This window comes from Saccharopolyspora hirsuta (genome assembly GCF_008630535.1).
GTDB classification, from domain to species: Bacteria; Actinomycetota; Actinomycetes; order Mycobacteriales; family Pseudonocardiaceae; genus Saccharopolyspora; species Saccharopolyspora hirsuta.
The window spans coordinates 79,246-104,593 of record NZ_VWPH01000005.1 but is presented as its reverse complement, the minus strand read 5'-3'; the positions used below and the strand labels follow the sequence as shown (position 1 = coordinate 104,593).

Sequence of the window (25,348 nt, the reverse complement as noted above, 5' to 3'; positions counted from 1 at the left end):
GCTCCCTGGGGTGGGAAGGCGGGGTCATGACGTGCCGGCGCGGTGGTTGCCGAGGTAGAGCTGGCCCAGGCGGTCGTCGGCGAGCAGGTCGGCGGCGGGGCCGGACAGGTGCACCCGGCCGAGGTCGAGCACGCAGCCCAGGTCGGCGGTTTCCAGCGCGCGGCGGGCGTTCTGCTCGACCAGCAGCACCGCGGTCCCGGCCTCGCGCATCCGGGCCACCTGGGTGAAGACGGTCTCGGTGGCCTTGGGGTCCAGGCCCATCGACGGTTCGTCGAGCAGCACCACGCGGGGGCTGACCATCAGCGAGCGGGCGAACTCGACCTGCTTCTGCTGCCCGCCCGAGAGTGCCCCGGCCAGCGACTGCCAGCGCTGGGCCACCACGGGGAAGAGGTCCTTGACGAACTCCACGCGCTCGGCGACGCGGGACTTCTCGCGCAGCGTGTAGGCGCCGAGCAGGACGTTCTCGGCCACCGACATCTCCGGGAACACGCTGTGGCCCTGCAGCACGTGGGAGAGCCCGGCGGCCAGCATCTGCTGCGGGCGGCGGCCGGTGATGTCGGTGCCGTCGAGCAGGATCCGCCCCGAGCGCGGGGCGAGCATGCCGCTGGCCACTTTGAGCACTGTGGACTTGCCCGCCCCGTTGGGGCCGACCAGGCACACCACGCTGGCCGCGGGCACCTGCACGGTCAGCCCGCGCAGCACGAGCGCGGCCCGGCCGTACCCGGCTTCGATGTCGCGCAGTTCGAGCAGCGGCTCAGACGCCAAGGTATGCCTCCAGCACTGCCGGGTCCGCGCGCACCTCGTCGGGGGTGCCGGTGGCGATGGGCCGCCCCCGGTCGAAGACGACGACGTGGTCGGACAGGCTCATGACCAGGTCCATGTTGTGCTCGACGACGATGAAGGTGCGGCCTTCGGCGTTGAGCTCGCGCACCAGCGCGCCGATGCGCTCCAGCAGGGCCGGGTTGACCCCGCCCGCGGGTTCGTCGAGCATGATCGTTTCGGGGTCGGCCATGAGCACCCCGGCCAGTTCGAGCAGTTTCTGCTGCCCGTAGGACAGGTCGCGGGCCTGGGCGTCGGCGAGGTGCTCGATGCCGACGCGTTCCAGCAGGCTGCGAGCCCGCGCGAGGTCGGTGCGCTGGCGGGCCGGGACCAGCTGTCCGAGCAGGTTCGGGGCGCGCACGGCCACCAGCAGGTTCTCCAGGGCGGTCAGGCGCGGGAAGATGCGGCACAGCTGGAAGCTGCGGCCGATCCCGGCGCGGGCGATGCGGTGCGCGGGGGTGCGGGTGATGTCGCGGCCGCGGTAGCGGGTGGTGCCCGAGTCGGGCTTGACCATGCCGGTGACGCAGTTGAAGAAGGTGGTCTTGCCGGAGCCGTTGGGGCCGATGAGGGCGTTGACCTTGCCGGGCTGGAAGGTCACGGTCGCGGCGTCCACGGCCCGCACGCCGCCGAAGGACTTGGTCAGCTGGTGGGTCTGCAGGCTCATCGGGCGGCCTCCTCGGGGGTGCGCTGCGCGGCGAGGTCGGCCTGGCTGATCTCGCGGATGGAGGTGGCCTGCGGCCGCAGTTTGCGCAGCTGGGCGCCCACGGCGGGGATGATGCCGTCGGGCATGAACAGCACCACCGCGGCCAGCAGGACGCCGAGGGCGACCAGGTGCAGCTGGGTGTCGCCGTACTGGTTCTTGAAGAACTCCACGGCGTAGCCGACCACCACCGCGCCCAGCAGCGGCCCGAACAGGCTGCGGATGCCGCCGAGCAGGCTCATCAGCACCAGGTAGGACCCGGCGAGGATGGAGAACTGGAAGACCGGGTCGAGGAATCCGAACCACAGCGCGTACAGGCCGCCGCCGAGCGCGGTGAACAGCGCGGAGATGACGAAGGCGACCAGCTTGTAGGCGAAGGTCGGCACCCCGAGGGACTGGGCCTTGTCCTCGTCCTCGCGGATGGCTTTGAGCCCGGCGCCGAAGCGGGAGCGGTCGGTGATCCACCAGCACAGCAGCGCGATGGCCAGCAGTGCGGCGTGCAGGTAGAAGAACCGCTCGTGCTGTTCGGGCCGCAGGACGTCCTCGCCGAAGGGGCGGGGCACGCGCAGGCCGTGGGATCCGCCGGTGACCGATCCCCAGCTCTGGAACACCAGCAGGGTGATCAGCACCAGGGCGATGGAGACGATGACGAACGAGGCGCCGCGCACCCGCAGGCTGGCGATGCCGATGGGGATGGCCAGCGCGGCCACGAGCACGGCGCCGATCAGCAGCGCCAGCCACGGGTTGAGGTCGGCTCGGGTGATCAGCAGGGCGGTGGCGTAGCCGCCGAGGCCGGAGTAGGCGGCGTGGCCCAGCGAGATGTAGCCGGTGAAGCCGCCGACGAAGTTCCAGGAGGTGGCCAGCACCGCGTAGCTCATGATCACCACGCCGACCGACAGGATGAAGGCGTCCGGCGCCAGCTGCGGGAAGGCCAGCACCAGCGCGATCAGCACCAGCAGGCCGATCGGGCGGATGCGGCGGAGGAGGTCAGAAACGCTGCGCAAGTCGGCCTCCGAACAGTCCCCGGGGTTTGAGCATCAGCGTCGCGAACAGCGCGACGTAGAACAGGGTTTGCGCCCAGGTGGTGCCCAGCGGCAGTTGCAGCAGGCTCTGCCCCAGGCCCAGCAGCATCGCGGCGATGGCCGCGCCGCCGACGCTGCCCAGCCCGCCGACGACGATGATGGCCATCAGCGGGCCGATCCAGTGCCAGTGCAACGACGGGTAGATGGTGGAGTCCAGGGCCAGCGCGGTGCCGCCGACCGCGGCGGTGGCCAGTCCGAGCCCGAAGCCCAGCCCGGCGGTGCGGTCGGTGTTGATGCCGACGAGCTGCGCGGCGTGGCGGTGCTGGATGGTGGCGCGCAGCGCCCACCCGAAGCGGGTGAGCTTGAGCAGCGCGTAGAGCCCGGCCAGGGCTAGGGCGGCCAGGGCGAAGGCGATGAGCTTGACCACCGGGATGCTGGCTCCTGCCACGACGAGGTCGGCGCCGGAGTAGGGCAGCTGGATGCGCCGGTGGGTGCCGGAGAAGACCAGTCCGAGGGTGCCTTCGATGATCAGCGCCAGCGAGAAGGTCAGCAGCACCGACATCATGGTCATGGTGGCCGGGCGCAGCCGGGAGATCAGCAGTCGTTGCAGGCCCACGCCGAGGGTGAAGAACAGCGGCACGGTGACCACCAGGGAGATCAGCGGGTCCAGGCCGGTGCGCAGGTGGAACCACCAGGCCAGGTAGGCGGCCAGGATCAGGAACGCCGAGTGCGCGAGCATCACCACGCGCATCACGCCGAAGTAGAGGGTCAGTCCGGCGGCCAGCAGGGCGTAGAGGCCGCCGAGCAGCACGCCGAGCACGAGGCTCTGCAGCAGCAGGGATGCGGTCATCGGAGCATCACCAGGCCGGTTTCGGGTGCACGAGGCGGGTTTGGGCGGCGTGGTCGGGCAGCACGATCTGGATGCGGCCGTCGACGTACTGCTGGATGAGGTGCGCGCCGCGGGGTTTTCCGGTTTCGTCCCAGCTCAGCGGACCCACGACGGTGTCGACCTGGTTGGTGCGCAGCCAGTCGACGAGGCGGCGCTGGCAGTCGGGGTCGGGGTCGGCGCAGCCGACGGCCTGCACGGCGGCGGCCACGACTTGGCCGGTGGTGTAGGCGTTGGCCTCGTCCTCGGTGGGTTCGGTGCCGAACTTCTGCTGGTGCAGGGCGACGAATTCCTGGTTGGACGGGTAGGGGGCGGCCGGGGTGTAGCCGGTGGGCGAGAGGATGCCTTCGGTGTGCTGGCCGATGGCGCGGGGGAATTCGGGGTTGGTGGGGGCGGTGGAGAAGGCGGCCATGGTCGGTTGGTGGCCGAGTTGGCGCAGCGCGACGATGAGGTTGACCGCGTCCTGGTACTGGGTGCCGCCGACGAGCAGTTCGGCGCGGGAGTCGGCGATCTTGGCGGCGATGGAGCCGAAGTCGGTGGTGTTGGGCGGGTACTGCTCGTCGACGAGGGTGCGCACGCCGGCGGCTTCGAGCTGGGTTTTGAGGCCGTGCGCGGTGCCTTTGGCGAAGGGGTCGTCCATGACGGCGTAGGCGGCGGTGGCGGGCCGCTGGTGCGGGGGCATGGCCAGGATCGCTTCGGCGAGGTGGTCGTAGTGGTCTTCGGCCACCGCGGGGGCGGCGTAGAAGAGGTTGTCGAAGCCCTGCTGGAAGACCTCTTCGGCGGCGCCGGCGGGTTCGACGAACAGGAATCCGTAGTCCTCGGCGACCTGGGCGGCGGGGATGACCAGGCGGGTGGAGAAGGGGCCGAAGATCAGGTCGGCGCCGTCCTGGTTGATCAGCTTCTCGTAGTCGGCGGCGACGCGGTCGGCGTTGGACTGGTCGTCGAGGATGCGCAGTTCGACCTGGCGGCCGAGCAGTCCGCCGCGGGAGTTGACGTGGTCGGCCCAGGTCTCGTAGCCGCGGCGCACGCCTTTGCCGGGTTCGGAGAAGTCGCCGGTCAGCGGCAGCGAGATGCCGATGCGGATGGTGTCCTGACCGGCTCGGGAGCCGGCGCTGAGGCAGCCGGTGAGGGTCAGCGCGGTGGCGGCCAGCAGGGCCGCGAGTCGGGTGCCGTGTGGAGTTTTCATGATCCACCCGTCGTCGGGGGTATGTCGTAAGCGCTTTCGTAAGCGCTTACGGCAGAATAGGTACCGGTGATCGCGGTGACAAGGGTCACTGCGGGCGGGCGGGGAGAGGAGACCCTGATGGCGCAGCGTTCCAGGCCTCGGCTGGTCGATGTGGCGCAGGCGGCGGGGGTGTCGATCGCGGCGGCGTCGCGGGCGCTGTCCGGCGCGGCCGGTGTCAGCGACGCCATCGCCGGGCGGGTGCGGGAGGTGGCCGCCGAGCTGGGCTACGTCGCCGACGTGCACGCCCGCACGCTGGCCGGGGGCACCAGCACCAGCGTGGGGCTGCTGGTGCACGAGATCGGCGACCCGTACTTCACCGAGATCGCCAGCGGGGTGCTGCGGGTGGCCGCGCAGCGGGGGCTGACGGTGCAGATCGGCCACACCGGCCGCGATCCCGACTCCGAGCTGGCGCAGGTGCGGGCCCTGGTGGCCAACCGGGTGCGGGCGATCGTCATCTCCGGGTCGGGGTTCGTCGATGCCCGGGTGCAGGCCCCGGTCAAGCGGGAGCTGCAGGCCTTCCAGGACGCCGGGGGCCGGGTCGCGGTGATCGGCCGCCACCACCTGGGCGCCGACGCGGTGCTGCCCGACAACCTCGCGGGCGGCCGGTCGATCACCGAGCACGTGCTGTCGCTGGGCCACCGCCGCATCGCCTTCGCCGCGGGCCCGGCGGCGCTGACCACGGTCGCCGACCGGCTCGCCGGCGCCGATCAGGCCCTGCGGGCGGCGGGGATGCGGCTGGCGGATCTGCCGGTGGTCGAGGAGGCCTTCACCCGCGACGGCGGCACCCGCGCCGCGCTGCGGATCCTCGACGAGCACCCGCGGACCACGGCGGTGGTCGCGCTCAACGACGACATGGCCATCGGCGTGCTGGCGGCGCTGCGCTCGCAAGGCGTGGTGGTGCCGCAGCAGATGTCGGTGGCCGGGTTCGACGACGTGGCGGTGGCCGAGCACCTGTCCCCGGCGCTGACCACGGTGCGGCTGCCGATGGCCGGGATGGGCGAGCAGGCGCTGCTGCTGGCCCTCAAAGAACCCTCGGCCCGGCCCCGCCGCCGCAGCACCGACCACCACCTGGTGGTGCGCGAGTCGACCGCGCCACCGCGGCCGTGATCGCGGGAACCACCGGCTCCCGCCCCGCGTCGCAGCAGTTGATCAACCCCAGCGTTGCGGAGGGAACCGATGATGACCGAGCTGACCACCTACGAGACGACCTGGCTCGGTGTGCTGGAGGAACTGCGCACCTGCCCGGAGATCAGGCTGGACGTCGCCGACCGGGGGCAGCTGGACGAGTCCGGTGACGCCGACCGGGTTTTCGGTGAGCTCGCCGAGCGGGACGGCATCGTGCTGGACCCGGCGCTGAAGGCCTGCCACCTGCGCATGTCCGGGATCACGGCGTTCTGGGACATCGCCGACCCCGAGTACGAGGAGGAATCCCTCATCGCCGGGGAGTTCCACCTGGACAACCTCCACCGGGCGATCCGGTCGGGCCCGCTCGTGGAGCGCCTGCCCGACCCGACGCCCGAGCAGCTGCGGCTGTACTCGCAGCTGCGCTGCTTCGACGGGACCCCGCACGGCGGGGTCGGGCACCTGTCGATGCTGCGCGTCCAACCGGGCGTGACCGATCCGGAGCTGTGGTTCGACGCGACGACCAAGGGCTACCACCGGATGGATCTGGACTACCCCGGCTACCTCGAGGCGCTGCGCATCACCAAGGGCACCTACGGCTGGCAGTTCCTGTTCACCGACGTCTCGCTGGACGAGGACGGCCCGTTCGACGTCGCCGGGCAGTTCGCGGAGATCATGCTGGAGCTCTTCCCGCGGCTGTTCCCGGACCACGACTACGCGCCGCTGCGCGCCCGGCTGGCCGAGCGCCGCCCCGGCTTCCGGGCCTGAGCCGCAAGCGGGGTCAGAGCATGCGCTTGCCGCCGCCCGCGTAGAGGGTCTGGCCGGTGATCCAGCGGGCCTGGTGGGAGGCGAGGAAGACGACCAGGTCGGCGATGTCGTCGGGGCGCCCGACCCGGCCCAGCGGGCTGAGCTCGGCCGCGCGGGCGGCGGCGTGCTCCGAGAGCCACCCGGTCTGCACCGGGCCGGGCGCGATGATGTTGACCGTGGTGCCCGCGGGCCCGAGCTCGGTGGCCGCCGACCGCGACAGCGATTCCAGCGCGTGCTTGCTGGCCAGGTGGGAGATCGCCCCGGCGGTGCCGGGCGCGGTGTCGGTGGAGATGCTGATGATGCGCCCCCAGCGGGCCTTGCGGCGCAGGTGGCGGCGGTGGAACTCGGCGATCAGCAGCGCCGGGGCGCGGGTGTTGACCGCGTGGTGGGCGTCCAGGACATCGGCGTCGACGGTGACCAGTCCGCGCACCGGGTCGGGCCGGAAGGTGTCCGGGGCGCGGTGCGCGGCGTTGTTGACGAGGATCTCCACCGGCCCGAAGCAGCTCTCGGCGTGGTCGAAGACCGCCCGGGCCGCGGTGGGTTCGGCGAGGTCGACGGCCAGGGAGTCGGCCTCGGCCCCGTCGGCGCGCAGCGCATCGCGCACGTGGTCGGCGGTGTCCGGGGGCGTGCGCGGCCGGGAGGCCAGCACGACCTTGCAGCCCTGGCGAGCCAGGGCGCGGGCGATGGCCGCACCGATGCCCAGCGGGCTGTCGGCGCCGGTGATCACCGCGACGCGATCGCGCAGTCGGGGGTCGATCAAGCGCGTGTCCTCTCCAGTTGTGCGGGGTGGGGTCAGTCGGCCAGCAGCCCCTCGCGGCGGGCGATGTCGGCCAGCTGCTTGGGGTCCCCGGCCATGATGGTGCGCACGTGCTCGGTGATGGTCGGGATCGGCCAGTTCCACCAGGCGATGCGTTGCAGCAGCGCGACGTCGGCGTCGTAGAAGCGGCGGCGGATGACGCGGGCGGGGTTGCCCCCGGCGATGCCGTAGGCGGGGATGTCGCTGGTGACCACCGCACCGGTGGCGATGACCGCGCCGTCGCCGATGCGCACCCCGGGCATGACGGTGGCGTCGCGGCCGATCCACACGTCGTTGCCGACCACGGTGTCGCCCTTGCCGGGCAGCGCGGCGGCGATGTCGAGGGTGGCCTCGGCCCAGTCCCCGCCGAAGAGCGTGAACGGGTAGGTCGAGCAGCCGATCATCGGGTGGTTGGCGGCGGGCATGATGAACCGCACCCCGGTGGCCAGCGCGCAGAAGCGGCCGATGCGCAGCTTGGCGGGACCGCAGTTGTACAGCACGTTGCGGGTTTCGAACTCCGCGGCGCCCTGCGGGTCGTCGTAGTAGGTGAACTCGCCGACCTCGATCAGCGGCGAGCTGACCACTGTGGACAGGAACGCGACGTTGGTCAGCTCCGGCCGGGTGGTGGGGTGCACGCGGGTGGGGTCGGGCGTGTTGGGCATCGGGGTTCTCTTCTCGGGCGGTGCGGCCGGTGTGCAGGTTCAGGGTGGTCCCGTTCCGGCGGGCCCGCACCACCCCGCCCCGGCGTTGTTGATCTTAGCGCCGGGAGCGGACGGCCGGAATTCGATTGCCCGGCCGGGAGAAGCGGTGTAGACCTGGGCGGGTGCTGAGAGAGGACGGCGCCGCTGCGGGCGTCGCGGTGGTGCGCAGGGGCGAGACGACGGTCTCCTACGCGGCGGTGACCGGGGTGCCCCGCACCGCCCGGCTGCTGGCCGCCAGCGGCCCGGCGGTGCTCGAGGTGCTCGCCGCGGAGTTGCCCGGCTGGCAGGTCGTCGTCCCCGAAGACCTCGGCCAGCACCTGGCCCAGCGCGGTGCACGCGTGACACGCCACGCGGCCACCATGCACCGCGACCTGCTCCGCGATCCACCCCCACCGCACTGGGCCGAGCAGAAGCCCCCGGCACCGCTGCGCGTGGTGCCCTGCGACCGCCCGGCCACCGCAGTGCTGCCCGCCTGGCGCCAGGCCTACCCGCCGGAACACCCCGACGGCTCCGGCGGCACCGACCAGCAGGTGCTCAGCGAAGAGCTGCAACCGCTGCTGAGCGGGCGGGTGCTGGGCCCGCTGCTGGACTGCAGCGCCCTGGTGGTCGACGCCGACAACGAGGTGGTGGCCGGGGTGGTGGTCAACGACTTCAACGGCACCGCCTGGATCGGCGACCTCTTCCGCCTCCCCGGCCCCGACCACGCCGGTCTGGGCGGTCTCCTGCTGCGGCGGGCGCTCGCGCACACCGCAGCGCAGGGCTGGCCGGTGCTGGGCCTGGCGGTCACCCTCGGCAACCCCGCCCGCCGCACCTACGACAAGCTCGGCTTCACCACCGTGGAAACCTCGATGAAGCTGGCACTGGACTGAGCGCGCTTGCGCCCGGCGAGTACAGTGGCTGTCGTGATTCGCAGTTCGTGCCAGGCGTGGTGGCGCTCCGGATAGGAGCGGCCACCAGTTCGTGCACGACATCGTCCCGGGCCGTTCGGTTGAACGGCCCGTTCTCGTGTTCTCCCACGATCGGCGGGGTGTCCGGCCGAGGCCCACCGAGCAAGTTCCGGGAGAACCATGACCAGCCTGATCGAGACCGCCCCAGCCGAGCGCCGCAGCGCCGAGCTGGAGGAGCTCGTCCAGCAGCAGCCGCAGCAGTTCCGCGTGCTCACCGGCGACCGCCCCACCGGCCTGCTGCACCTGGGCCACTACTTCGGCACCCTGCACAACCGGGTGCGCCTGCAGCGGCAGGGCGTGGAGCTGATGGTGGTCATCGCCGACTACCAGGTGCTCACCGACCGCGACGTGGCCGAGCACCTGCAGCAGCACGTCGAGGACCTGGTGCTGGACTACCTGGCGGCCGGTATCGACCCGCAGCGCGCCACGATCTTCACCCACAGCGCGGTGGCCGCGCTCAACCAGCTGCTGCTGCCGTTCCTGAGCCTGGTGTCGGTGGCCGAGCTCAGCCGCAACCCCACGGTCAAGGACGAGATCGCGCACTCTCGGCAGGCCGCCGTCAGCGGCCTGATGTTCACCTACCCCGCGCACCAGGCCGCCGACATCCTGTTCGGCAAGGCCAACCTGGTGCCGGTGGGCCAGGACCAGCTGCCGCACCTGGAGCTGACCCGCACCATCGCCCGCCGCTTCAACGACCGCTACCGGCCGCTGTTCCCGCAGCCCGACGCGCTGCTCTCACCCGCGCCGCTGCTGCTGGGCACCGACGGCACCAAGATGAGCAAGAGCCGCGGCAACGCGATCCTGCTGTCGGCCACCGCCGATGAGACCGCCCGGCAAATCCGCGGCGCCAAGACCGACTCCCAGCGCCACATCACCTACGACCCGCAGACCCGGCCCGAGGTGGCCAGCCTGCTGCTGCTGGCCGGGTTGTGCAGCGGCCGCGACCCGCAGGAGCTGGCCACCGAGATCGGCGCGGGCGGAGCGGCGCTGCTCAAGAAGGTGGTCACCGAAGCGGTCAACGAGCACCTGGCGCCGCTGCGCGCCCGCCGGGCGGAGCTGGCCGGTGACCGCGCCTACCTGCGCGAGGTCCTGCGGCGGGGCAACGCGGCGGCCAACGCCCTGGCCGAGACCACCCTGGCCGAGGTGCGCGAGGCGATGAACACCCGCTACTGACACCACGGGGGGCCGCCGGAACCGAAAGCCCGGCGGCTCCTCGGCGCGGGTCAGCGGTGGGTTTCCAGCGCGCCCAGCCGCCCGTCGCGCATCTCCACGACCTCGTCGACCTGGTCGAGGTACTCGGTGTCGTGGGTGACCATGACGGTGGCGACCTGGTGCTGGCGGGTGACCTCGGCCAGCAGCTCGACGATCTGGCGGCCGCGGTCGTGGTCGAGCGCGGCGGTGGGCTCGTCGACCAGCAGCACCGCGGGCCGCCCGGCGAGCGCGCGGGCGATGTTGACCCGCTGCCGCTCCCCGCCGGAGAGCTGGTGCGGACGGCGGTGCTGCTTGCCGTCCAGCCCCACGGTGGCCAGCAGCTCAGCCGCGGCGCGCCGCTGACGGCGCACCGACCCACCCCGCATGTGGTGGGTGGCCAGCACCTGCTCGACCGCGGTCAACGACGCCAGCAGGTTCGGCTGCTGGAAGACGATGCCGACCTTCTCCAGCCGCAACCGGGCGCGCTGCGCCGCCGACAAGCCCCCGGCGTCCACACCGTCGAGGACCACCCGGCCGGAGTCGGGGCGCAGCAGCGTCGCGGCCACCGCCAGCAGGCTGGACTTGCCCGACCCCGACGGGCCCGCCACGGCCACCAGCTGCCCGGCGGCCACCCGCAGGTTCACCCCGTCCAGCGCGGTCAGCACCCGGTCCCCGTCGGGATAGGTCACACGCACATCGGTCAGTTCCAGGCTCATCGGGCGGCTCCCAGCGCGGTCAAGGGGTCGACGGAGGTGATGCGCCGCACCGCCAGCGCGGCACCGACCATGCCCAGCACGATCATCAACGCCACCGGCAGCACGGTCGTGGCGGCGGTGAGCTGGAACGGCACCACCTGCGCGGCCGCCGCCCCCAACCCGACACCCACCGCACCACCGAGCCCCGCGCCCAGCAGCAGCACGATCACCGACTGCGCCAGCGCATCGCGCAGCAGGTACCCGGTGGCCCCGCCCAGCGCCTTGAGCACGGCGATGTCACCGCTGCGCTGGATCGTCCACACGGTCATGAACGCGCCGATGACCAGCGCCGAGATCGCGTACAGCAACCCCTGCATCATCAGCAGCGACCCGTTCTCCGAGGAGTAGGAGCCGATGCCCGACAAACTCCCCGCCACCGTCTCCGAAGCGGTCCCGGCCGCGGCATCCGCGGCGGACGGGTCCTCGACGTCGGCGGCGATGACCGTGGCCACCGCGGCACCGGCGTGCGGCGGCCGCAACGCCGACCAGGTCTCCAACGCCGTCCACGCCACCGGCGTGTGGCTGTAGAAGGCGTCCTCGACGATCCCGTCAACGGTCAACTCCGCGGCACCGGCCTGCACGCGCTGACCCACCACGAGCCCGGCCCCCTCGGCCAGCTCGCGGCTGATCACCAGCCCACCCGGCACGACCGGGACGGGGGACAGGCCCGCCCCCGGCGCCACCCCGAACACGGTGACCGCCGCACCCCCGGCGGGGGTGTCCAGCCGGGTCTGGGTGATGCCCAGCGGCTCGGCCCACCGCACCCCGGGCGCATCCCGGTAGGCGGCCAGCTGCTCGGCGGTCACCGAGGAATCGGCGAAGGACTTCTCCGGGGCCTGCCCGGCGGGAGCCCCGAAGGCGATGCGGGTGGCGGGCAGCTGCGCGATCGCTGAGGTGGACTGGTGGGCCAGGCCCGCGGTCAGTCCCGACAACAGCACGATCAGCAGCGTGATCAGCCCCACCACGGATCCCATGAGCGCGAACCGCCCCTTGGCGAAGCGGATGTCGCGGATGGCGAGGAACACGAGTGCTCTGCTTTCCGGTCGTGGTCTGCATTTACCGCACCCCAGCCTCACCGCCGCAGGCCCGCCCGCCATCGCAGCGCGGATTGATTTGCGCCGCGCCGCGCGGTGCAGCCCGAACTCAACCGAACGAACGATGCCGGGCCGACCCCGCAGCGGCTAGAAAGGTCCTGGTGAACACCCCCGCACCAGCGGCTAAGGTGACCGCAGTGCCCGACACCGCCTCACCCAGCCCGGGCCTGGCCGCCGTCCTGCGGCTGGTGCGCCTGGCCTTCCACACCGGCTTCCTCCTGCTGCTGGCCATCGCCACCGCCCGCGTCGCCCTGACCCACCCCACCGGCTGGCTCGCGGTGGCCGGAGCCCTCGTGCTCACCGCCGTCTACGGCACCGGCGCCCTGCTGCGCCACTCGCTGCACCGCCGGTGGCTGGCGATGACCTGGCTGGCCGCGGTCACCGCGGTCTGGGCCGCCCTGCTGGCCATCAGCCCCGACTTCGCCTGGCTGGCCTTCCCGCTGTTCTTCCTGCACCTGCACCTGCTGCACGGCCGCCACGCCCTGGTCGCAGTCGTGGTCGTCACCGCCGTGGTCGTGGTCGCGCAAGGCTGGCGCACCGGCACCTGGAGCGTGGGCATGGTGCTCGGCCCGATCATCGGCGCCGGTGTCGCCGTCGTCATCACGTGGGGATACGCCGCCATCTACGCCGAGACCCAACGCCGCCAGGCCCTCATCGACGACCTCACCCGCACCCGCGCCGAACTGGCCACCACCCAGCACCAGGCCGGGGTCGCCGCCGAACGCGAACGACTGGCCCGCGAAATCCACGACACCCTCGCCCAAAGGCCTCTCCAGCATCGTCCTGCTGCTGCGCGCCGCCGAATCCGCCCTGCCACCCGAGGCCGACAAAGCCCGCGCCCGCATCACCGAAGCCCACCGCACCGCCGCCGACAACCTCGACGAAGCCCGCCGCTTCGTCCACGACCTGCGCCCACCCTCGCTCAGCGACGCCGGACTCCCGCAAGCACTCGAAAGGCTGTGCGCCAACACCGCCCGCGAAACCGGCGTGCACTGCCGACTGCACACCAACGGCACCCCCGTCGCACTGCCCTCCAGCTACGAAGTAGCGCTGCTGCGCGCCGCCCAGACCAGCCTGTCCAACGTCACCCGCCACGCCCGCGCCAGCACCGCCGTGGTCACCCTCGGCTACCTCGACACCGAAGTCACCCTCGACATCTACGACGACGGCACCGGATTCGACCCCACCGCGGTCCGCCCCGCCCCGGACGGCAGCGGCTACGGGCTGACCGGCCTGCGCGAACGCATCACCGCCCTGGGCGGATCGATGGCCGTGGAATCCGCACCCGGCGACGGCACCGCGGTGGCCATCCGGCTGCCCCTGACCCCCGAGGAGATCCGGTGAACGCCGATCCGCTGCGCATCCTGCTCGTCGACGACCACCCCGTGGTGCGGCGCGGCCTGCGCGCCATGTTCGACGACCAGCCGGGCATGACCGTGGTCGCCGAAGCCGCCGACGGCCAAGCCGCCCTCGACGCCCTGACCAGCGCCGACGTCGACATCGTCCTGATGGACCTGCAGATGCCCACCGGCATGGACGGCGTCACCGCCACCCGCCGCATCACCGCCGACGGCGGCCCACCGGTGCTGGTGCTGACCACCTACGACTCCGACGCCGACATCCTGGCCGCCGTCGAAGCAGGCGCCACCGGCTACATGCTCAAAGACGCCCCGCCCGAAGAGCTCTGCCAAGCCGTGCAGCTGGCCGCCCAGGGCCAGACCGCGCTGGCCCCCGGCGTGGCCGCCCGCCTGCTGGGCCACCTGCGCCGACCCCAGCCCGCGCTGAGCCCCCGCGAGGTGGAGATCCTGCAGCTGCTGGCCCAGGGCCTGTCCAACCGGGCGCTGTCCAAAGCCCTGTTCATCAGCGAAGCCACCGTCAAGACCCACCTGGTGCACATCTACGACAAGCTCGAAGTCGACAACCGCACCGCAGCCATCACCACCGCCCTGCAACGCGGCATCATCCGCCCCCGCTGACCCGCATCAGCCACCGCCGAGGAACGCCCGCCCCCGCGCCGAGAGCCCGAACCCGTCCGCCACCGGCTCGACCAGCCCCAACTCCCGCAACCGCCACACGTCGGACTTGCACCGCGACACCGGCCGGTTCTGCTCCGCGGCGAGCTCAGCCGCGCGAACACCCGGCCGCCGCCGCAACACCTCCAGCACCTGACGCGTCCACGGCCCCCGCGGCGCCGACACGTCCAACCGCGCCAGCTCCCGGTCGATCGCAGCCCGCTCGGACACCCCCAGCACCACCGGCTGCGACACCACCTGCGGCGCAGGCCCGTCGAAGCTCAGCACCAGCCGGTACACCTCACCCCGCCCGTGCTTGTCCAACGACGACCGCAACCCCGCCGCAGAACCGAACCCGGCCCGCCGCGCATCGGCATCGGTCAGCTCGGCGGGATCGACCCGCACCACCGCACCGATGCCGATCAACCCCACCGCCGTGCTCAACTGGCTGCCCGGCTCGGCCAACCGGCTGGGCCAGCGCAGGTAGGCCTCGGTGATCTCCCCGGCAGCCACACCACGCAGGATCCGCTTGCTCAACACCCCACCCACGCTAGCCGCCGCCATCCACCGATGGTGGGGCAGCGCTGCGAGATGATCACGAAACGGGTTCGCCAACTTCCGCACCAGCCTCCCACCAGGGGAGAATCGAGCCATGCTGCAGGTCTGCCTCAACGGCGCCCGGTCACCGCGCGAGCACTTCCACCTGCCCGTGCACCCGGAGGAACTGGCCAAGGCCGCCGCCGACGCGGTGGCCGCCGGAGCCACCGACATCCACCTGCACCCCAAAGCCCCCGACGGCACCGACAGCCTCGACCCGCACCTGGTGGCCGCCACCGTGCGCGCCGTGCGCGCCGCCGCACCCGGCATCCCGGTCGGCGTCACCACCGGCGCCTGGACCGCCCCCGACGCCGCCGCCCGCATCCGGGCCATCCGCGCCTGGACCGTGCTGCCCGACCACGCCTCGGTCAACTGGCACGAACCCGGCGCCGACGACGTCGCCGCCACCCTGCTCGAACGCGGCATCGGCGTGGAAGCTGGCATCTACTCCGGCACCGACGCCGACCAGCAGTTCCACCGCTCACCGCACCGCAACCGCGTGCTGCGCATCCTCGCCGAGGTCACCGACCTCACCGCCCGCGGCGCGGCCACCACCGCCGAAGCGCTGCTGGCCCGCCTGCACCCCGCACCCGCCCCGATCCTCCTGCACGGCGAAGCCGCCGGAGCCTGGCCGGTGCTGGCCGTGGCCGCCCGCCGCGGCCTGGCCACCCGCATCGGCCTGGAGGACACCCTCGTGCTGCCCGACGGGCAGATCGCCGCCGACAACGCCGAACTCGTCACCGCCGCCACCAGGATGCTCACCGGGGGAGCCCGGTGACCGACCACCAGCAGCTGATCGCCCTGATGCCCTTCGCCCAGGCCCTCGGCGTGCACCTGACCGAAGCCACCCCGCACGAGGTCCGCGCCCACCTGGACTGGGCGCCCCAGCACTGCACCGCGGGAGGAGTGCTGCACGGGGGAGCGGTCATGACCCTGGCCGACTCCGCAGGCGCGATCTGCGCCCACCTCAACCTGCCCGACGGCGCCAGTACCGCCACCACCGAGTCCAAGACCAACTTCTTCCGCGCCCTGCGCGAAGGCACCCTGCACGCGGTGAGCCGCCCCCTCCACGTGGGCCGCACCAGCATCACCGTGCAGACCGAACTGCTCGACGACACCGGCCGCCGCCTCGGCCACACCACCCAGACCCAAGCGGTCCTGACCGCCTAGCGCTCAGTCCAGCCCGTCGAGGAAGGACACGATCGCCCCGTTGACCGCATCGGGCTGATCCAGCAACGCCACGTGCCCGGCCCCGTCGATGCCCACGTAGGACGCCCTCGGAGCCGACTCCGCCGCCCGCCGCATCACCGCCTCGCTGACCAACGTGTCCAGCTTCCCGTGCACCCACAGCGACGGAACCCGCAACCCCGCCAGCACCAGGGTGTGGTTGAGCCGCATCCGCCACGGCCCGAAAGCAGCGATCTGCCAGTCGTCCAGCGCCCGCTCACCGTGCTCCACCCGCCGCCGCGCCTCGGCCTCGATCAACCCCATCAGCACCTCGAAGTCCCGGGTGCCCTCGCCCTGGGTGAACGTCTTGACCATCGAACGCCGTAACAGTGAAGGCGAGGCCACCCACCGCGCCGACCAGCGCAACAACGCACCCCACTGCAACCCCAACCACGTCAGCAGCTGCCACGGCCGCTTGTCGTCCAGCCCGCCCGGGTTGATCGCCACGAGCCCGGAAACCCGCTCCGGACGCGCCAACGCGTACCCGATGCCGACCCCACCGCCCATCGACAACCCCACCAGCGCGGCGCGGGAGATCCCGAAGTGATCCAGCAGCTCGTCGACCACACGCTCCATCCGCGCCTGATCCACCAGCCCCTCCCACGGCCGCGACCCGCCGTGCCGCGGCATGTCCACCGCCACCACCTGCCGATCACGAGCCAGCACCGGCATCAGGTGCCGCCACGTCAGCTCCGCGGTGTCCAGCATCGCCCCATGCAGCAACACCACGCACGGCGCACCTTCCGGCCCGGCCCGGTACACCCGCAACGGCCCCTGCGGCAGCCAGACGTCCTGGTAGCGGGCGAAAACATCGGCGGTCATGACGCTCCGATCTGGTCGGCCAACAGCTCCAGCAACCGGATGTGCGCCCGGTGCGCGGCCGCGGGATCGGCCCCGTCACCGACCTCCCACCCGGCGGCGATCAACCCGGCCATCAACTCCACCGCTTGTCCCAGCTGCTCCCCGGTCAGCGCCCCCACCGTCGCCGAGGCGTTCGCCAACCCCACGGCGAACACCGACATCATCAGCGACGCCGCGCCCGGATCCAGATCGGCGCGCAGCAGCCCCGCCCGGCTCAGCTCGGCGACGTAGTCGGCCAACCAGTCCATCCGTGGCCGGTACCGCTGCGGCCCCTTCTCCCGCAGGTAGCCGCCGAGCACACCGTCGTCGGCCAGGTAGCAGGCCAGCATCAGCTCATCGCCCAGCAGCGCCTCGAGCCCGAAGCGGTAGACCGCCGACAGCGCCACCGGCTGAGCGCTGCGGTCCACCCGATCGCGCACCGCCTGCGTCAGCGACCGCGCCGAGCGGACGAGCAGCGCGTCCAGCAGCGCCTCCTTGGAGGGGAAGTCCAGGTAGACCGCCCCCTTGCCGACCCCGGCGCGGCGGGCGATCTCAGCGATGGTGGTGCGCTGGTAGCCCTTCTCCAGCACGATCTCGCGCGCCTGATCCAGGATCACGTTCGCGCGGTCGGGAATGGTCGAACGGGGCACAGCGCCTCCCGAGGTCTCGTAGTGACCAGTATTGCAGATCTGGTCACTACGAAACACCTACCCGCCGACCCCACCTCGACCCGGAAGCGTCCTGCGGAGCATCACTGGCCCCGAGCCCCAGCGGATCGATGGTGATCACCGTGTGCGACGAGGCCAGGGGAGCGGTGCACCCCGCCCGATCCCAGCGCTCACCGATCTGGAACATCCCCGGGTGCAGAACCAGCGGAGGACCGTCCCCGCACACCTCGAACGCAACCCGGAACCCGTTGCTGCGCGCGAAAAACACCCAATCATCCTCGACGGAAACCCCGAGCCGCTCCCAGAACCAGGGGAGAGGCACCCCAACCAGCGAGTCAACCACCCCAGCATCCTGACTACGTTCAGTCATCGTACGGACTGAACCTCAAGCCACCGAGAAGCCCGGAGCCCAGCGCCTTTCGCCAACTCACAAGGGGAGTGGCGCACAACCAGCGTCGCAGTGCTGCACAGGGGAAGGGTCATGTGGGCCGCCAACTCCCTCGGCGCGAGATCAGGACTCGAAGTGCAGCGGGGTCAACTGCTCGATGTCGTAGCGCTGGCGCAGATCAGCCACCGCAGCATGATCCACCCCGCCGGGGGCCTCCAGGATCTCCAGCAACTCCTCGAAGTACCGCTCGTGGTGCGACGGCGGCGACGACTGGAAGAACATCTTCGCGGGCTCGGGCCCCGGGTTGGCGAACGCGTGCGGACAGCCCGGTGGCACGAACATCACGCTGCCCGGACCCGCGCGGTAAACCCGGTCACCGGCGTCGCTCTCCCAATCCCGCCAACCGTCACCAGCGCGCACCACCGGCTCGAACGCCAGCAGATCCAACTCACCCTCCAGCACGTAGAACAACTCCTCGCTGCGGGCATGCACATGCGCACCCACGTCGAACCCCGGCGGAACCACCACCTCGAAACTCGACGACGCCCGCGAATGCGCCCCCGTCACCTTGAACGTCACCTCCTGCGCCCCGGTGACGATGCGCTTGCCCCGCCCCGGCGGAACCACCAAACCGGTCACCCGCAACACCTCCGCCCGGTCACCACACCACCGGCAGCGCCACCGGCGTCCGGATCAGTGCTTCCCGCTGCCAACCGACCTCCTGCGGCGCCACCGCCAACCGCAACGTCGGCAACCGCAACAACAACACCTCCAGCAGCACCTGCGACTCCATCCGGGCCAACAGCGGACCCACGCAGTAGTGCGGACCATGCCCGAACGCCAGATGCGGCACCTCCACCCGGTCGAGATCAACCCGATCCGGCTCCGGGAACACCGCTGGATCCCAGTTCGCCGCCACGTAGGAGACGTACACGAGCTCACCGGCCCGGATCCGAACTCCCCGGATCTCCACGTCCTCCAACGCAACCCGCGGCTGGCCAACACCCCGCTTGTGCGGGATGAAGCGCAGCAACTCCTCCACCGCCCGAGGGATCAGCGCCCGGTCCGCCAGCAACCGCTCCCGCAACCGCACGTCCGTCAGCAGCACGTACACCATGCAGGAGCTGTTGCACCGAACCGCGTGCCAACCGTTCAACGCGATCAGGGTCGCCAACGCGCCCAATTCCTCATCGTCGAGCTCACCGCGGTCACGCGCCCCGGCCAGCACCGACATCAGATCATCACGGGGCTGCACCCGACGACGTGCGACCAGCTCGTGGAGGTACTCGTACACCTCCGCCCGCACCCGATAGGCCCGGTCGACTTCGCCCTGGTCCTGCGCCACCTGCATCAGCGTCGTCGCGCACTCGACGAACCACGGCCGATCGGCCTCCGGCACCCCCAGCACCTCACCGATCACCGCCATCGGGAACGGCGAGGTCACGTGCTCCACCAGATCGGCGGGCCGCCCCGCCGCCACCAAGGCATCCACCCGCTCGGACACCCACTGCTCAGCCCGACCTCGCAACAGCTCGACCGAGCGCGGTGCGAACGCCTTCGCCACCACCCGCCGAATCCGCCCGTGCTCCGGAGGATCGGCAAAGCTCAGCGCGCGATCCATCGGAATGTGGTGCGGGGTCATCTTCGGGAACGACCGGCCCGCGAGCGCCTTCCGGCTGAACCGCGGATCCGAGGTCACGAACTTGACGTCCTCGTACCGCGTGACCAACCACGCCTCGCCCTCGCCGAACCGCATCCGGATCCGGGCCACCGGCTCGTCGTGCAGGAACTCGGCCAGCTCCGGTTCGAACCCCAAACCCGAGATGTTCGGCGGCTCGTACAACCGCGCCGGACAACCGCCCATCAGCGACCTCCCGCCACTCGCGCGGCCACCGGCTCGGCACGGGGCCGGGGGATGTCCGCCTCCGGAAGCCAGCTGCCCACCGCCATCTCCGCACTGATACCCGGCCCGAAACCGGCGAGCAGTCCACGCGCCCGATCTGGTAGCGAGCCCTCGTCGAACATCCGCGACAACGCATCCAGCACCACGGCGCTGGCGATGTTGCCGCACTCGGTCAGCGTCGCCCTGCTGAACCGGAACGCCTCCGCGGGCACCCCGAGGAACCGGGAGAGGTCGTCGAGGATCCGCGGCCCACCGGCGTGGACGATGTAGAAGTCCAGCGCCGCGACGTCCCACCCGTGGGTGTCGACCAGTGCACGCAGCGCGGGTGCCAGCGGGCCCATCGTCGTGGGGACCCGCTTGTCCAACCGGAAGTGGAATCCGGTGGCCTTGACCTCGTAGGAGATCCAGCTGCAGGTGCCGGGGATCAGCGAGGCCGCATTGCGCTCCAGCAGCACACCGCTGCCTCCAGCACCCCGCACGACCGCCGCGGCCACCGCATCGCCGAACAACCCGTTGGACAACAGCGATCCCACGTCGTGGTCGGTGGGCTGGTAGCACAGCGAGCAGAACTCGCAGGCGATGATCAGCGCGTTCAGATCCGGGTAGGCCGTGCAGAAGTCGTGCGCCCGGTTGATCGCCGCACCTCCGGCCGCGCACCCGAGCTGAGCGATGGGCAGCTGCCGGGTGTCCGGGCGGAACCCCATCGAGTTGATCAGCCAGGACGTCATCGACGGCATCGTGAACCCGGTGCAGGAGACGAACACGAGCAGATCGATGTCGCCCGCCTGCAGCCCGGCGTTGGCCAGGGCCTGCGCGGCCACCTCGGGGACGCGCTGCTTGGCCTGCTCCTCGAAGATCCGGTTCCGGACCTCGAACCCGGGATGTTCCAACGTTTTCCCGATCGGCCGGATCAGATGTCGCTTGCGCACCCCGGTGTTGCTGATCAGGCGCAGCACGAGCGGGAGCTGCGGATGACCGGCGTGGACCCGCTCGGCGAGTTCGAGGGTTTCCTCAACGGTGATGACGTGTTCGGGGACCGCGACCGCTGGTCGGCACAGAATTGCCACCACAACCTCCATCGGTACGGATGAACGGGACGCCCTGCAGCGAAGAGGAAACCTGCTTTCCCATCATCTGGGGCCCGATGAGCCCCGGCGACCAGGATGAGCACCGTTCGCCCAGCAAAACCACTGATGGGAGGACACCAGTACGCGACCGAACGACAGGCGCGCCAGGGGAGTAGCACCCGTGATCACGCGCGGGACGAAGGTGCGAGCCGTGCTTGTCCTGCCCTGGTTTCTGCAAGCTTCGTCGAACCCACCGCGCCCTACGCATGACCGTCAGCCACGTGCGCCGTGGCGCGGGGAAGACCCTCCGACACACAACGGCATCTGCGGGATGGCTCAGTCGATGAGGAGCGGACAGCAACACCGGAAGAGGGGTGGGAACACCGCCGATCCGCGTTACTTAACATAATGTACATTATCGGCATATTGACGACCTGCGGAGACGAGGCCGAAAGGGCCTTCGCTGGCGGCTTTCACCGCGGGTCGACTCGGTCCCGCATGTGCGCGGCGAACATCCGGCTCGATGACCGTTCGGGGCGATGCGGCCCGGTGTCCGTCGGACTCGCTCACGTGTGGCGCCTGCGCTGGGTCAGCGTCCTTCGGTTCAGCCGAATCCCGGCGCGCTGGCGGGTCGCGGCGGATGACCCCCTGGTTGGCCGCGGTGGATGCGCTCGGCCGAGCCCGGTTCCGCCAGGTATTAACGTCACAGTGACGAAACCAGGGTGATGGAACGGGGACACTCATCTGCGGCGTTGGTTGGGGCCGATCGGCGCATCATGATCCACAAGCTCCGGGGTTAGCCTGATGATGATCCGCTGAACCCTTGGTTTCGCCCTGCGTGGCGCACCCACGTCGATGGATCACTGACCGGCGGAAGACGAACGCTGCACGCGCACCAGACGAAGGTGTATCCAGCCGCGGGCATCGGTTGATTGGCACGGGTGGGGTGTTCCTCGATCCCCCGAGAAGCAGACTCTCCTCCGAACCCGCCCACTTCTCCATTTGATGGATAATGTTGATTATCCATCAAATGGAGAAACGATGAGCCGCGGTGCGGACCGGTTCGATGCTGCCGGTTGCTCTCGAGGTTCGCTGGTTCCAGCGTGCTTTGCACGGCCAGCTCAACGTCGTTCAGCTGGCCGAGGTTCGACAGCTCCCCTGGTGCTCCTGTGCAAGATCTCCCCCCTTTGAAGCCGCACTACCTCTCCCCTTCTCGGACTGCAGGGACAGATGCTGGCCCCTCTCCTTGATCGTGGAGTTCGTCGGGCTGGGCGTCAATGATCGGTTGTCGTAGTGCTGTGTCGAGGGTTCGCAGCAGTTCTCCGGCTCGGCCGCGTCCGGCTGGGGCTGGTGGGTAGCGGGTCAGGACGCTCACCACGGTGGGGCTGGCCAGGTTTCGTGCTTTCTCGATGTGCTCGTCGCCGGCTCGGAGTTCGAAGGCGCGGGCCGCGTGGGCGGCTGAGCCGAGGATGTGCAGGACTTGGGTCGCTTTGGCCAGGGGGTGCAGGAACGCGGCACTGGCTGCGGCGACGGCAGCGCGAGCGGCTTCGCTGGCTGCGACCTGCCCGGCGTCGCGGGTTTCCTGGAACGCTCGGTGGGCCGCCCACGCGGTGTCGCGGATCAGCTTGGTTCGCTTGGCGCCTTCCGCGAACGTCTGCGCGGCCTCGATCGCGGCTCGTGGTCGTTGATCGTCGGGGCGTACGTGCTCGAAGATCGCCAGGGCGGGTTCCGCGCAGCTCACGGCGTAGGCCGCGACGGCACGAAGCTCGGTTGTGCTGAGTTCGATGGCGAGGTTCTCATCGGCCGGGTTCACGCCGTTCAACGGTATCGTTGAACATCCGGTTGAGCCTTTCTCGCTACGGCAGCGCGAAAGATGGACAGAACTTTCAAAGAGCTTGCGGCCGGTCTCCCCTGCCACGCGGTTGTTCATCACCTTGCTCGCGGAGGCGGTGGAGGTCGACTCGCCGATCCGGGAGCACTACGCGCGGTTGCACGCGATGCTGTGGATCTGGCGCCGGTCCGCGCCGCGGTCGGCGCGCTGCTGCCGGTGGGCGTCGTCAGCTGACCGCCCCGCTTTCGGCTTCGATCTGGGCGAGCTGGGCGGCGAGGATGTCTTCGAAGGCGGCTCGGCGGTCTGCTTTGAGGGGGCGGACGTCGCGGGCGAAGTGGGCCAGGGCCGGGAAGCGTTCGGGGTCGGCGCCCAGGACGGCGACGCGGAAGAGCTCCATGCCTTGTTCGTGCTCTTCAGGGGTGATCGTGCTGATGCCAGCTTCGGCGGCGATCAGCGCGGCGAGCAGGATCGCGATGCGGTGGTAGCGCGCGGGGATCTCCTCGTCGGGCAGGCCTGAGGCGCGCAGGGCTTGCAGGACTTCTTCCATGACCATCCGGGATCCGGTGCCGCTTGATGCGTGGCGGCCCCAGACGGTGGCGAGCTGGGGTTGTTCGCCGAAGGCCTCCCGCAGGCGCAGGGCCAGGGCGGTGATGCGCTGCTTCCAGTCGCCTTCGGGCTGGTAGCCGTTCATGGCGGTCAGGAGGATGCGGTCGGCGACGGCGCGCAGCAGTTCGGTCTTGTTGCGGAAGTGCCGGTAGAGGCTGGAGGAATCGGTTCCGAGCGCGGCGGCGAGCTTGCGGACGCTGAACGTCTCGGCGTCGCTGGTGCGCAGGAGTTCTGCTGCGGTGTCGAGGATTTCGTCGGTGGACCACCGTCGTCGGCCTGTCATCTCGCCCCTTTCGCCCGGGGTCAGCGTAGCTGATGCACTTGCTGTTGCACGCACTGCGTGCATAATGGGTGCGCTTGGTCGGTTCCCGGGGCCTCTCCCCTCTCTCAGCGGAACCGCGTGATGCCCGGCGGGTGTGGCGGAAAAGGAGTCATGTCGTGGACGAGCCGCTGGATCTCGCCGGGCTGGACGCGGCCGTGGAGGCCGTCCACCGCGCCGGGGTGCCGGGGGTGTTCGCCGAGGTGCGCGGTGGTGATCAGGTCTGGCGCGGTGCGGCCGGGGTGGCCGATGTCGCGACTGGGCGGCCGGTCACCGCGGACATGCGGCACCGGGTCGGCAGCATCACCAAGACCTTCACCGCCGCTGCGGTGCTGCAGCTGGTCGAGGCCGGTGAGATCGGGCTCGACGCACCGATCGGCCGCTACGTGCCGAAGTTGGTGCCCGGCCAGCGGGGTGATGCGATCACCGTCCGGATGTTGATCAACCACACCAGCGGGCTCGCCGAGTACCTCCCCCGCGCCTATCCGTCGCTCAGGGCGTTCCCGGTCCTGGCCGAGACCCGGCCGGAGAGCCTGGATGACCACCGGTTCACGCGGTTCGACTCCGCTGAGCTGATCGGGATGGGGGTCGCCGCGCCCGCCGCGGGTCCTCCGGGCGGTGCTCCTGGGGTGTACTCCAACACCAACTACCTGCTGCTGGGGGAAATCCTGGAGCTGGTGTCGGGGATGGGGGCCGCGGAGTGCATCACCCGCACCGTCATCGAGCGCGCTGGGCTCCGGGACACCGAGATGCCCTCGGGGCCGTTCGTCGGTGGGCCGCACTCGCGGATCTACGAGGCGTGGTTCGGCATGATCGATCCGCCGCGCGATTACAGCGTCTACGACATGTCGTGGGTGGGGCCGGCGGCGTCGCTGGTGTCGACGGTGGCTGATCTCAACCGGTTCTTCGGCATGCTGCTGGCCGGTGAGATCGTCAGCCGGTCGTCGCTGGCGCAGATGCAGCGCACCGTCCCGGTGATCTCCCAGGAGGGCGAGACGATCGCCTACGGTCTGGGCCTGCACCCGGCGGAGGTGCCTGGGCGGCCCACGTTCTGGGGCCACGGCGGCACGGTGTGGGGTGCGGGGACGTTGACCATGACCCGGGCCGACGGGAAGCGGCAGATGTCGGTCGCGGTGAACCTGCAGCGGTGGAGCAGGCTCGATTCCTCGGGCAGGCCGCAGCCGCATCCCATCGATGAGGCGCTCGCGGCATTGTACCGGATCGGGATGTACGGCGCGGGGTGAGGGCCCGTGGTCGAAGCGGCGGTGGGCAGGTGCTTGGTCTCGATCGCTGACGAGTGCGTTGTTGCTAGGGGCGCCAGCGGGGGGCGTAGCCGGGGCGGTCGGCGTAGGGCAGGCCGAGCAGGGCGCGGGTGGGGCAGCCGCGTTCGTCCTCGGGTGGGTAGCTCTCCCCCAGTGCGTCGCAGGGGCCGTTGCCGGTGCCGCAGTGGTGGTGGGCGGTGAGCAGGCGGGTTTTGAGCTCGCATTCGCGGAAGCCGCGGATGGGGGTGATCAGGCAGGCGCGGTGGGTGCCGGTTTCGGCGTCCTGCCTGGCTTGGCGCAGCAGTTCGAGGTCGATGTCCAGCTGGCGGCGCAGGAACTGGGCGAACCGGTCCATCTGTCGCACTCCTGGTGTCCGCTGTGGTGGTCGGTCACAGGCAGGGACGTGGTGGCGGCTCGATGATGACGTCGGTCGCGGGGTGATCTTGCCCGGGTGGTGGGTTGTTGTCGGATTGGTGGCGGGTTGTCGCCAAGAATTCCCGTGCGCGGGGGCGGGTTCTTAGGGTCGGCGCGGATCTGATCGTCGGATTTGCGGGAGTTCGGCA

The 25,348-nt window shown here is 70.9% G+C and carries 28 protein-coding genes and 1 pseudogene; 10 read left to right on the top strand and 19 right to left on the bottom strand.

The genetic code is table 11. The features are described from left to right. Nucleotides 1-24 precede the first annotated feature (24 nt). From F1721_RS11320 to F1721_RS11300, 5 genes are read right to left on the bottom strand one after another with little or no spacing between them, the layout of a single operon-like run. Complete coding sequence (locus F1721_RS11320) at nt 25-765, bottom strand: ABC transporter ATP-binding protein (protein WP_150066582.1); 741 nt, start codon at nt 763-765, stop codon at nt 25-27. Beyond that, the gene (locus F1721_RS11315; RefSeq protein ID WP_150066581.1) at nt 755-1,483 is read right to left on the bottom strand and encodes an ABC transporter ATP-binding protein; all 729 of its coding nucleotides are present in this window, start codon (nt 1,481-1,483) and stop codon (nt 755-757) included. Before F1721_RS11315 ends, F1721_RS11320 begins: the two co-directional genes overlap by 11 nt. After that, nucleotides 1,480-2,523, bottom strand: a complete 1,044-nt coding sequence (locus F1721_RS11310) for a branched-chain amino acid ABC transporter permease (RefSeq protein WP_170301454.1) — start codon at nt 2,521-2,523, stop codon at nt 1,480-1,482. Before F1721_RS11310 ends, F1721_RS11315 begins: the two co-directional genes overlap by 4 nt. After that, nucleotides 2,507-3,391: a branched-chain amino acid ABC transporter permease gene (locus tag F1721_RS11305; RefSeq protein WP_150066580.1), complete on the bottom strand. Its 885-nt coding sequence runs from the start codon at nt 3,389-3,391 to the stop codon at nt 2,507-2,509. Before F1721_RS11305 ends, F1721_RS11310 begins: the two co-directional genes overlap by 17 nt. Before the next feature lie 7 nt (nt 3,392-3,398). Continuing rightward, nucleotides 3,399-4,613, bottom strand: coding sequence for an amino acid ABC transporter substrate-binding protein (locus F1721_RS11300; protein ID WP_246154686.1), 1,215 nt, complete (start codon nt 4,611-4,613; stop codon nt 3,399-3,401). Nucleotides 4,614-4,730: 117 nt separating this feature from the next. Between F1721_RS11300 and F1721_RS11295 the strand changes: the two genes are divergently transcribed. Next, a complete protein-coding gene (locus F1721_RS11295) occupies nt 4,731-5,759 on the top strand; it encodes a LacI family DNA-binding transcriptional regulator (protein ID WP_150066579.1) in 1,029 nt (342 codons plus the stop codon). A 72-nt stretch (nt 5,760-5,831) separates the two neighbouring features. Further along, a complete protein-coding gene (locus F1721_RS11290; RefSeq protein WP_150066945.1) occupies nt 5,832-6,542 on the top strand; it encodes a hypothetical protein in 711 nt (236 codons plus the stop codon). A gap of 13 nt (nt 6,543-6,555) precedes the next feature. Here F1721_RS11290 and F1721_RS11285 read toward each other — a convergent pair whose 3' ends face one another. After that, nucleotides 6,556-7,341: an SDR family NAD(P)-dependent oxidoreductase gene (locus F1721_RS11285; RefSeq protein WP_150066578.1), complete on the bottom strand. Its 786-nt coding sequence runs from the start codon at nt 7,339-7,341 to the stop codon at nt 6,556-6,558. Between the two features lie 32 nt (nt 7,342-7,373). After that, a complete protein-coding gene (locus F1721_RS11280; RefSeq protein ID WP_150066577.1) occupies nt 7,374-8,039 on the bottom strand; it encodes a CatB-related O-acetyltransferase in 666 nt (221 codons plus the stop codon). Nucleotides 8,040-8,200: 161 nt separating this feature from the next. Here F1721_RS11280 and F1721_RS11275 point away from each other — a divergent pair, with 161 nt between their 5' ends. Then, nucleotides 8,201-8,947 (top strand): GNAT family N-acetyltransferase, encoded by a 747-nt coding sequence (locus F1721_RS11275; RefSeq protein ID WP_246154685.1) that lies wholly within the window; start codon nt 8,201-8,203, stop codon nt 8,945-8,947. Nucleotides 8,948-9,145: 198 nt separating this feature from the next. Further along, on the top strand, nt 9,146-10,198 hold the full coding sequence (gene trpS / locus F1721_RS11270; RefSeq protein WP_150066576.1) for a tryptophan--tRNA ligase: 1,053 nt from the start codon (nt 9,146-9,148) through the stop codon (nt 10,196-10,198). A 50-nt stretch (nt 10,199-10,248) separates the two neighbouring features. On the opposite strand, the gene F1721_RS11265 is transcribed toward trpS, so the two are convergent. From F1721_RS11265 to F1721_RS35030, 3 genes are all read right to left on the bottom strand, one after another. After that, nucleotides 10,249-10,932, bottom strand: coding sequence for an ABC transporter ATP-binding protein (locus tag F1721_RS11265; protein ID WP_150066575.1), 684 nt, complete (start codon nt 10,930-10,932; stop codon nt 10,249-10,251). Beyond that, nucleotides 10,929-11,996, bottom strand: coding sequence for an FtsX-like permease family protein (locus tag F1721_RS11260; protein ID WP_150066574.1), 1,068 nt, complete (start codon nt 11,994-11,996; stop codon nt 10,929-10,931). Before F1721_RS11260 ends, F1721_RS11265 begins: the two co-directional genes overlap by 4 nt. A gap of 221 nt (nt 11,997-12,217) precedes the next feature. After that, a complete protein-coding gene (locus tag F1721_RS35030; RefSeq protein ID WP_246154683.1) occupies nt 12,218-12,829 on the bottom strand; it encodes a hypothetical protein in 612 nt (203 codons plus the stop codon). A 13-nt stretch (nt 12,830-12,842) separates the two neighbouring features. Here F1721_RS35030 and F1721_RS35625 point away from each other — a divergent pair. The 3 genes and pseudogenes from F1721_RS35625 to F1721_RS11250 form a co-directional block, all read left to right on the top strand. Beyond that, nucleotides 12,843-12,929 (top strand): annotated as a pseudogene (locus tag F1721_RS35625) (hypothetical protein); the annotation flags it as partial. Between the two features lie 123 nt (nt 12,930-13,052). Beyond that, the gene (locus F1721_RS35025; RefSeq protein WP_246154682.1) at nt 13,053-13,409 is read left to right on the top strand and encodes a sensor histidine kinase; all 357 of its coding nucleotides are present in this window, start codon (nt 13,053-13,055) and stop codon (nt 13,407-13,409) included. Beyond that, nucleotides 13,406-14,041, top strand: a complete 636-nt coding sequence (locus F1721_RS11250; protein ID WP_150066573.1) for a response regulator — start codon at nt 13,406-13,408, stop codon at nt 14,039-14,041. The genes F1721_RS35025 and F1721_RS11250 overlap by 4 nt, the downstream gene beginning before the upstream one ends. A gap of 6 nt (nt 14,042-14,047) precedes the next feature. Here F1721_RS11250 and F1721_RS11245 read toward each other — a convergent pair whose 3' ends face one another. Continuing rightward, nucleotides 14,048-14,617 carry a hypothetical protein gene (locus F1721_RS11245; RefSeq protein WP_246154681.1) on the bottom strand — a complete coding sequence of 190 codons (570 nt, stop codon included), beginning with the start codon at nt 14,615-14,617 and terminating at the stop codon, nt 14,048-14,050. Nucleotides 14,618-14,729: 112 nt separating this feature from the next. Between F1721_RS11245 and F1721_RS11240 the strand changes: the two genes are divergently transcribed. Further along, complete coding sequence (locus F1721_RS11240) at nt 14,730-15,452, top strand: 3-keto-5-aminohexanoate cleavage protein (RefSeq protein WP_150066571.1); 723 nt, start codon at nt 14,730-14,732, stop codon at nt 15,450-15,452. Next, nucleotides 15,449-15,844, top strand: a complete 396-nt coding sequence (locus F1721_RS11235; RefSeq protein WP_425474401.1) for a PaaI family thioesterase — start codon at nt 15,449-15,451, stop codon at nt 15,842-15,844. Before F1721_RS11240 ends, F1721_RS11235 begins: the two co-directional genes overlap by 4 nt. A 3-nt stretch (nt 15,845-15,847) precedes the next feature. On the opposite strand, the gene F1721_RS11230 is transcribed toward F1721_RS11235, so the two are convergent. The 7 genes from F1721_RS11230 to F1721_RS11200 all read right to left on the bottom strand — a co-directional run bounded on the left by F1721_RS11230 (nt 15,848) and on the right by F1721_RS11200 (nt 23,487). After that, the gene (locus tag F1721_RS11230) at nt 15,848-16,723 is read right to left on the bottom strand and encodes an alpha/beta fold hydrolase (RefSeq protein ID WP_150066570.1); all 876 of its coding nucleotides are present in this window, start codon (nt 16,721-16,723) and stop codon (nt 15,848-15,850) included. Beyond that, nucleotides 16,720-17,391: a TetR/AcrR family transcriptional regulator gene (locus F1721_RS11225; protein WP_170301453.1), complete on the bottom strand. Its 672-nt coding sequence runs from the start codon at nt 17,389-17,391 to the stop codon at nt 16,720-16,722. The genes F1721_RS11230 and F1721_RS11225 overlap by 4 nt, the downstream gene beginning before the upstream one ends. A 529-nt stretch (nt 17,392-17,920) precedes the next feature. Then, nucleotides 17,921-18,445 carry a cupin domain-containing protein gene (locus F1721_RS11220; RefSeq protein ID WP_246154680.1) on the bottom strand — a complete coding sequence of 175 codons (525 nt, stop codon included), beginning with the start codon at nt 18,443-18,445 and terminating at the stop codon, nt 17,921-17,923. 10 nt (nt 18,446-18,455) lie between these two features. Continuing rightward, nucleotides 18,456-19,661 carry a cytochrome P450 gene (locus F1721_RS11215; RefSeq protein WP_150066568.1) on the bottom strand — a complete coding sequence of 402 codons (1,206 nt, stop codon included), beginning with the start codon at nt 19,659-19,661 and terminating at the stop codon, nt 18,456-18,458. Beyond that, nucleotides 19,661-20,767, bottom strand: a complete 1,107-nt coding sequence (locus tag F1721_RS11210; RefSeq protein WP_150066567.1) for a type III polyketide synthase — start codon at nt 20,765-20,767, stop codon at nt 19,661-19,663. Before F1721_RS11210 ends, F1721_RS11215 begins: the two co-directional genes overlap by 1 nt. Before the next feature lie 1,198 nt (nt 20,768-21,965). Beyond that, entirely contained in the window at nt 21,966-22,580 is a 615-nt protein-coding gene (locus tag F1721_RS11205) for a putative immunity protein (RefSeq protein ID WP_246154679.1), read from the bottom strand. A 244-nt stretch (nt 22,581-22,824) separates the two neighbouring features. Then, complete coding sequence (locus F1721_RS11200; RefSeq protein ID WP_150066566.1) at nt 22,825-23,487, bottom strand: TetR/AcrR family transcriptional regulator; 663 nt, start codon at nt 23,485-23,487, stop codon at nt 22,825-22,827. A 155-nt stretch (nt 23,488-23,642) separates the two neighbouring features. Between F1721_RS11200 and F1721_RS11195 the strand changes: the two genes are divergently transcribed. Then, nucleotides 23,643-24,767, top strand: a complete 1,125-nt coding sequence (locus F1721_RS11195; protein WP_170301451.1) for a serine hydrolase domain-containing protein — start codon at nt 23,643-23,645, stop codon at nt 24,765-24,767. Between the two features lie 64 nt (nt 24,768-24,831). Here F1721_RS11195 and F1721_RS11190 read toward each other — a convergent pair whose 3' ends face one another. Continuing rightward, nucleotides 24,832-25,140, bottom strand: coding sequence for a DUF6221 family protein (locus F1721_RS11190; protein ID WP_150066564.1), 309 nt, complete (start codon nt 25,138-25,140; stop codon nt 24,832-24,834). Between the last annotated feature and the right edge of the window lie 208 nt (nt 25,141-25,348).

Excerpts from the sequence above, each read along its gene's own strand:
- F1721_RS11230 (WP_150066570.1), bottom strand. The coding sequence starts at position 16,723 with ATGACCGCCGATGTTTTCGCCCGCTACCAGGACGTCTGGCTGCCGCAG.
- F1721_RS11305 (WP_150066580.1), bottom strand. The coding sequence starts at position 3,391 with ATGACCGCATCCCTGCTGCTGCAGAGCCTCGTGCTCGGCGTGCTGCTC.
- F1721_RS11215 (WP_150066568.1), bottom strand. The coding sequence starts at position 19,661 with ATGGGCGGTTGTCCGGCGCGGTTGTACGAGCCGCCGAACATCTCGGGT.
- F1721_RS11280 (WP_150066577.1), bottom strand. The coding sequence starts at position 8,039 with ATGCCCAACACGCCCGACCCCACCCGCGTGCACCCCACCACCCGGCCG.
- trpS (WP_150066576.1), top strand. The coding sequence starts at position 9,146 with ATGACCAGCCTGATCGAGACCGCCCCAGCCGAGCGCCGCAGCGCCGAG.
- F1721_RS11240 (WP_150066571.1), top strand. The coding sequence starts at position 14,730 with ATGCTGCAGGTCTGCCTCAACGGCGCCCGGTCACCGCGCGAGCACTTC.
- F1721_RS11300 (WP_246154686.1), bottom strand. The coding sequence starts at position 4,613 with ATGAAAACTCCACACGGCACCCGACTCGCGGCCCTGCTGGCCGCCACC.
- F1721_RS11295 (WP_150066579.1), top strand. The coding sequence starts at position 4,731 with ATGGCGCAGCGTTCCAGGCCTCGGCTGGTCGATGTGGCGCAGGCGGCG.
- F1721_RS11315 (WP_150066581.1), bottom strand. The coding sequence starts at position 1,483 with ATGAGCCTGCAGACCCACCAGCTGACCAAGTCCTTCGGCGGCGTGCGG.
- F1721_RS11190 (WP_150066564.1), bottom strand. The coding sequence starts at position 25,140 with ATGGACCGGTTCGCCCAGTTCCTGCGCCGCCAGCTGGACATCGACCTC.
- F1721_RS11265 (WP_150066575.1), bottom strand. The coding sequence starts at position 10,932 with ATGAGCCTGGAACTGACCGATGTGCGTGTGACCTATCCCGACGGGGAC.
- F1721_RS11200 (WP_150066566.1), bottom strand. The coding sequence starts at position 23,487 with ATGACAGGCCGACGACGGTGGTCCACCGACGAAATCCTCGACACCGCA.
- F1721_RS11290 (WP_150066945.1), top strand. The coding sequence starts at position 5,832 with ATGACCGAGCTGACCACCTACGAGACGACCTGGCTCGGTGTGCTGGAG.